This window comes from Idiomarina sp. UBA4206 (genome assembly GCF_002383015.1).
GTDB lineage: Bacteria > Pseudomonadota > Gammaproteobacteria > Enterobacterales > Alteromonadaceae > Idiomarina > Idiomarina abyssalis.
Genome location: NZ_DFTS01000032.1, coordinates 954 through 6,861, shown reverse-complemented (window position 1 = coordinate 6,861; position 5,908 = coordinate 954). Strand labels below are relative to the sequence as shown.

The following is a 5,908-nucleotide window of genomic DNA, read 5'->3' as shown; positions in this document are numbered from 1 at the left end:
GTGAGGGCGTAGCCTTTGCCGGTGTTATGGCGTTCATTTTCTCCGACTTAATTGTACTGCCGGTACTAAAAATTAATGCTCGTTACTATGGCTGGAAAATGGCGCTGTATATTGCCTTAATGCTTTTCACTTGTCTGGTGGCAGCATCCTTGGTTATGCACTATGGACTGTTCGCCTTTGATTTACTGCCGGACGCATCACAATGGTCGTCACCGGCCGAGCAGAAACATTTCAAACTTGATTATGGCTTTGTTCTGAACCTTATTTTCTTACTACTAAGCGTGGTCATGATTGTTCTTTGGCGTAAGAAACAAAAAGAGCACGACCATCACCACCACCATGACCATGGCGGTTCGTCCTCGGTAAGTGAAAAGGTTATGACTGGCCTTTGTGGTGTGAGTGTATTCTGGTTACTGGGCGGAATGACCGTCTATATTTTGTAAAGTATCTTAACGGACAGGCTTTGTTATGCCATGTTTAGACTATGAAAGTTCTGATATGTGATGACTCAAAAGTTGCTCGAAAAAGCATTGAGCATGCCTTACCCAAGAGTTGGGACATTGAGGTGCGCTTTGCTGAAAACGGGCAAGAAGCTTTAGCTCTTGTAGAGCAAGGTCTTGTTGAGCTGCTGTTTCTGGATTTAACTATGCCGGTTATGGATGGTTTTGAGGTATTACAGAACATTAAGGAAAAGCAGTTAGACTGCCTGACTATTGTTGTTTCCGGTGACATACAGGAAGAGTCTCAGCGCCGGGTTGAAAAGCTCGGAGCTTTGGGTTTTATAAAGAAACCCATTGTTTCTGAAGAGTTGCACGATGTACTTGAGCGCTACGGCCTTATCAGAGAGTTATTGCCCGGGAACCACCAGCGTAAGAAGACAAAAACGGAACATATTGAACCTACCGATATTTTAAAGGAAGTGAGCAATATTGCGCTTGGTGATGCGGCAAAACTGCTTGGTGGTATGCTGGGTTCCTTTATTCAGCTACCTGTGCCCGATGTTGCTAAGCGCCCATACAATACTCTGATTAACGAACTTCACGATGAAAATATCCGGGTAAACATGGTGTCCGAAGGTTTTGTTGGTAACGCTATAGCCGGAGAAGCCATTCTCTGTGTTGATAACCGAACTCTCAACGACTTACCGTCTAAGTTGTCGGACTATCACGGTTATGAATTTAAGGACGACAGCCGAAGTGTCCTTTTAGATGTTGCCTCAACGCTTATTGCCGCTTTTTTAAAGCGGTTCTCATCGCAACTGGATTTAGAGTTGAATATTAGCCAGCCAGCTTTCTTGGGAATGAGCGAAACCGTCAATAATGTTTTTAAAGAGGATGTGAAAGATAAAGAAGTTTTAATCATTACCATCGATTATGAGATCCCTGATTACCATTTAAATTGCGATCTCTACGTTATTTTCACTGAAGCTTCAATTGCTGCACTTGAAGAACGAGCCGGGTACTTTATCGATGAATAAAGAGGAACTAGACATCACCAACCTACACTGGGTACTGCAAATTCTTCAGAACATTGAGGTTGGGTTGATTGTTTTTGACCGCGATTACGACGTTAAAGTGTGGAATGGCTTTATGGAAAACCATAGCGGTATCAGTAGCGTTGTCGCTAAAGATGAAAATTTGTTTACGCTATTGCCAACCTTACCTAAAAGCTGGTTCCAATATAAAACTGAGTCCGTTTTAAAGTTGGGTATTCAGGCTCACTGTAACTGGCAGCAAGAGCCCCATATTCTGAACTTCGAAAACACCCGACCGTTTACGGCTGAATCTGATTTGATGTTCCAGAACGTGACGTTATTTCCTCTATTTTCTACGGACAAGCAAATTCACCATATTTGTGCGTTGGTTTATGACGTCAGTGAGGAAGCGAATAACTTATTAAAGCTAAAAACCATCAGCCAGACCGACGCCTTAACCCAGCTGTTTAATCGCGGCCATTGGCAAACGCTGTTTGAGCAGGAGTTTCTTCGTTGTAAGCGTTACGAAGACACCGCTTCAGTTATTATGATGGATATTGATCACTTTAAGCAGGTTAATGACACTTATGGGCACCAAATTGGTGACCGGGCTATTCAGCTAATAGCGGATATTATATTGGAAAGTCAGCGAGAAACGGATGCCTGTGGTCGTTACGGTGGAGAAGAGTTTGTCATACTCTTACCTAAAACGTCATTAAATGATGCTGTGTTAGTGGCCGAACGCCTGAGAAAGCAGATAGAAGAAATGCCCCTGCCCTTAGGCAAAGAATATAACGATGAGCAGCTAAAATTGACAGTAAGCGCAGGCGTTGCTGAGTTTTCTAATGAATTTTCAATTGCTGAGAGCTGGTTAGAAAAAGCGGATGCTGCGTTATATGAATCGAAGGAGAAGGGCCGAAACCAGGTATCGAAGTAAAACCTCCGGCAAACAACCGGAGGTTTTATTCTTATGGTTTAGAAAGTAGCAATTACCTTCAAATCACCTGACACTTTGCTTTTATCAGAAACATACCCAATGCCTTGCGGGTTGCTCTTCAAAAACTCAATAACCGCATCATCATTTGCCAAAGTATCTAGCGGCGTTGCACGGCCGGTGAACTTCAACTTTGCCCAGTGGCGTTTAAGCTGCTCACCAGACTGCCCTAATAAGGTTTCTTCGAAAGCCTTTCGGGTTGCTGAGTCTTCAGGTAAGTTTACCCCGGTTAAAACTCGCGACTGCCCCAGGAATATTCGAGAAACTGACTCTTCATTAATCTCAGTTTGTGAAACGACTACACCATTTTGTGCAAGAGCTGAAAAGCTCAGCAGGCTTGTCGCTATAACGATGAGAAATACAGCAAACTTTTTCATCATAATTCCTTAAAATACAAATTGAACTGCAGCGGAAACCAGTACGTCAGACTCATCGATTAACTTGTCGTCAGAATGGGTAACGTCAAACTTCAGTACAGCGCTTGGCGCGATGTTAAAGTTGGCGCCTACAGAGGTGTAAGTGTTCTCGCTAATAACCTGAGTTGCTACTTGGTTAATAACAGCTTGTAACTGAGGAACAGGAACGCTGAAACGCTCGGCATCAATGACTTTATCGTCGGTTTGGCCAACGGTAGCGTGTAATGTCCAGTCTTCAAAACGCTTACCTGCAGTAAGATAACTAGAGCGCTGTTCAGGAATATAGCTGCCATCAACTTCAAGCTCGGTATATTCTCCACCTACAAACCAGTTGAAATTGTCGTACATAAAACCGACACCAGCGAAAGTCCCTTTGTCTTCAGAAACTTCCAGCTCTGAAGCGACCTGTGCAGCTCCCGCTTCTCTTAGCGTTGCCAGCAAGCCGTCAATCTCATTAAGATGAATGTTGGTATCGTTGGTCTGGTAATACGCAATACGCATGGTCAGGTTGTTGTAGATGGCGCTGGTATTAAAACCTATCAGATTATTCATTTCTGCTTCTGCCGCTTCGCTGCCACCTGCTTCAATATCGTCTTGCATGTTGCCGGCAATAACTTGCGTATTGAAGATAAAATTACCGACAAAGGCGTTGTGCTGGAAGCTCACACCAGTGTAATTATCGAAAGCGACACGATAGACACTTTGAGGTGTGCGTAGCCAGTGGTAGCTGTAACCTACATCCAGAGAGTCTGAATACATATAGAAAGGCAGGCGCAATTTACCCACGTTAATGCTTGCCGCGTCGGTTAGTTGGTACTGTAAGTAGGCCCATTCAACACCTAAGTCGAAGTCCTCTGAGCCACGAGACATAATCTGTGCGGTGACACTGAGTTTGTCAGATAAGTTGGCTTTTGCTTGTAGTGCAAATAAGCTCTCCGGATTAAAGTCTACGTCGTTATCGTAGCCAAACAGTTCGTCGTCGCTGCCAGTTGTCATACCTGCTGCGATATTACCAAAACCGCTCCACTGAATTTTATCTTGTGCCTGAGAAGGCAGGCTCATGACCAGTGCTGCAGCACCGAAACAAGCTGCTAGAGAGTACTTCATTTAAAGCTCCTGAGAAAAGTTACATCATCTTAATTTAGAGGGATCTAAATTTGGCGAAATTTTGCACTGTTAAAGATGCGTAAGCAATACTTCATTTGCCGTACAAAAGAGTGTTAAATTAACAATATGGCTCATTTTTATGCGCTTTTTATCGCCTGAAAAGTACATTTGATTAACAGTTAAGGATGCTATGCACCATCACCATCATCACCACGAAAGCTCGTCAGAGCGCATTGGCTGGGCGTTTTTCCTTAACCTGTGTTTTACCATTATTGAGTTTATTGGCGGAGTGTTGACTAACAGTACCGCTATTTTAGCTGACGCAGTGCATGATCTCGGCGACAGCATCTCTATTGGTATGGCCTGGCTGTTGGATAAGTTCAGTCGAAAAGACGCAACCCACACCTTTACCTATGGCTACCAGCGGCTTTCTCTGGTGGGTGCTTTTATTAATGCTGTTGTACTGACGGCAGGTTCTATCTGGATTTTATTCGAAGCTATTCCTCGTTTATGGAACCCGGTAATGCCAATGGCCGAAGGTATGGCGCTATTGGCCGTGTTCGGTGTCATTGTGAATGGCTATGCGGCATTTAAGCTTTCTCATGGCAAGTCGCTGAATGAACGCGTGCTTAACTGGCATCTGCTTGAAGACGTATTGGGCTGGGTAGCGGTGCTAATTGTGTCGATCATTCTTATGTTTGTCGACTGGCCTATTTTAGACCCCCTTTTATCCATTGCTTTTACCCTGTTTATTTTGGTGAACGTTATTCGTCACCTGGGTTCTACGGTTAAACTCTTTGTACAGGCGTCCCCCGACCCGGAAGTTTATCGGCAAATACGCGAACAATTAACCTCGTTAGAACTCGTGAATGATGCCCACCACTTACATTTCTGGTCTTTGGATGGTGAGCGCCATGTATTAACGGCGCATATTGTGGTATCAAAAGAACTGGAATGCGCGGAAAGAGCGCTTTTAAAACAACAAATATCAGAACAGTTAGCTGTGTTTGAGCTGGCTCATACAACCATAGAGCTGGAGTACCCAGACGAAGCTTGTCGAGATCATTAACAGGAGAAGATCATGGAATTGTTCGGAAGTTATACCTCGCCGTTCGTTAGGCATTGTCGCATTGCTTTACTGGAGACAAAGACAAAATTCTCATTTACCGAAACGGACTTTGAAACCAGCGCTAAATTAACCCCGGCTAAAAAGGTGCCGTTTTTGCACCACAATGATCTGCGCCTTCATGACTCAAGCAGCATACTAAAATACGTTCGGGAAAAAGCCGATGAGCGTTTTTTTGCGGACACAAAAGATTTTGATCAGTACTGCCTGGTAAACACGGCTATGGATGCTGCCATTAATTTGTTCTTGTTAGAAAAAGCGGGTGTAACACCAGATAAGGTACCTTACCTTAAGCGCCAGCAGCAGCGTATTGATGACATACTTCAACTCATGGAAGACAAAGAGCATGCGGTTGCTTATGAAGGGCCTCACCCCTTTAGTGACGGAGAGCTACGTTTAGGTTGTTTCTTAAGCTGGGGCTTATTCCGTGAGCGCTTTAATCTGGATAAGTATCCGCGACTTCAGGCCTTTGTCGATAAATTAAACGACTATCCTTACTTCGCGGATACTGATCCTAACCGTGATTAATCGGCTTTAATGGCACGGCTGCGCTGGGGAATTTCCTCATTCAGCAGCCGGTCATTTTGTGAATAGTCCACCGGAACATCAATAAGGTGAACCCCGGGCTTATCTAAGCAGTCTTTTAGCAGCGGTATCAGATTCTCAGTTTTGTCTAAACGATAGCCCTTCGCACCATAAGACTCTGCATATTTCACAAAATCCGGGTTATTGAAATCTAAGCCATAGTCGCTGAGTTTCATGTGTTGCTGTTTCCATTTGATCATGCCGTA

General features: G+C 44.1%; 7 protein-coding genes and 1 pseudogene. 5 read left to right on the top strand and 3 right to left on the bottom strand.

Features of this window, described 5'->3' with window-relative positions:
* From B3180_RS06900 to B3180_RS06890, 3 genes and pseudogenes are all read left to right on the top strand, one after another.
* Nucleotides 1-443, top strand: a pseudogene (locus tag B3180_RS06900) (permease); the annotation flags it as partial.
* Nucleotides 444-484: 41 nt separating this feature from the next.
* Nucleotides 485-1,477, top strand: coding sequence for a response regulator (locus B3180_RS06895; protein WP_222236048.1), 993 nt, complete (start codon nucleotides 485-487; stop codon nucleotides 1,475-1,477).
* On the top strand, nucleotides 1,470-2,411 hold the full coding sequence (locus B3180_RS06890) for a GGDEF domain-containing protein (RefSeq protein ID WP_278358495.1): 942 nt from the start codon (nucleotides 1,470-1,472) through the stop codon (nucleotides 2,409-2,411). Before B3180_RS06895 ends, B3180_RS06890 begins: the two co-directional genes overlap by 8 nt.
* A 38-nt stretch (nucleotides 2,412-2,449) precedes the next feature.
* On the opposite strand, the gene B3180_RS06885 is transcribed toward B3180_RS06890, so the two are convergent.
* Nucleotides 2,450-2,848 (bottom strand): phosphate ABC transporter substrate-binding protein, encoded by a 399-nt coding sequence (locus tag B3180_RS06885; protein WP_199493898.1) that lies wholly within the window; start codon nucleotides 2,846-2,848, stop codon nucleotides 2,450-2,452.
* Nucleotides 2,849-2,854: 6 nt separating this feature from the next.
* The gene (locus B3180_RS06880) at nucleotides 2,855-3,991 is read right to left on the bottom strand and encodes a hypothetical protein (protein WP_199493897.1); all 1,137 of its coding nucleotides are present in this window, start codon (nucleotides 3,989-3,991) and stop codon (nucleotides 2,855-2,857) included.
* A 190-nt stretch (nucleotides 3,992-4,181) separates the two neighbouring features.
* On the opposite strand from B3180_RS06880, the gene B3180_RS06875 reads away from it, so the two are divergent.
* Together B3180_RS06875 and B3180_RS06870 are read left to right on the top strand one after the other, a co-directional pair.
* A complete protein-coding gene (locus B3180_RS06875) occupies nucleotides 4,182-5,060 on the top strand; it encodes a cation diffusion facilitator family transporter (protein WP_054489013.1) in 879 nt (292 codons plus the stop codon).
* Nucleotides 5,061-5,072: 12 nt separating this feature from the next.
* The gene (locus B3180_RS06870) at nucleotides 5,073-5,645 is read left to right on the top strand and encodes a glutathione S-transferase family protein (protein ID WP_199493896.1); all 573 of its coding nucleotides are present in this window, start codon (nucleotides 5,073-5,075) and stop codon (nucleotides 5,643-5,645) included.
* Here B3180_RS06870 and B3180_RS06865 read toward each other — a convergent pair.
* Nucleotides 5,642-5,908, bottom strand: a 267-nt coding sequence (locus B3180_RS06865) for a thiamine pyrophosphate-dependent enzyme (RefSeq protein WP_286843709.1), incomplete at its 5' end; no start/stop codon positions are given. The two genes, B3180_RS06870 and B3180_RS06865, sit on opposite strands and share 4 nt — an antisense overlap.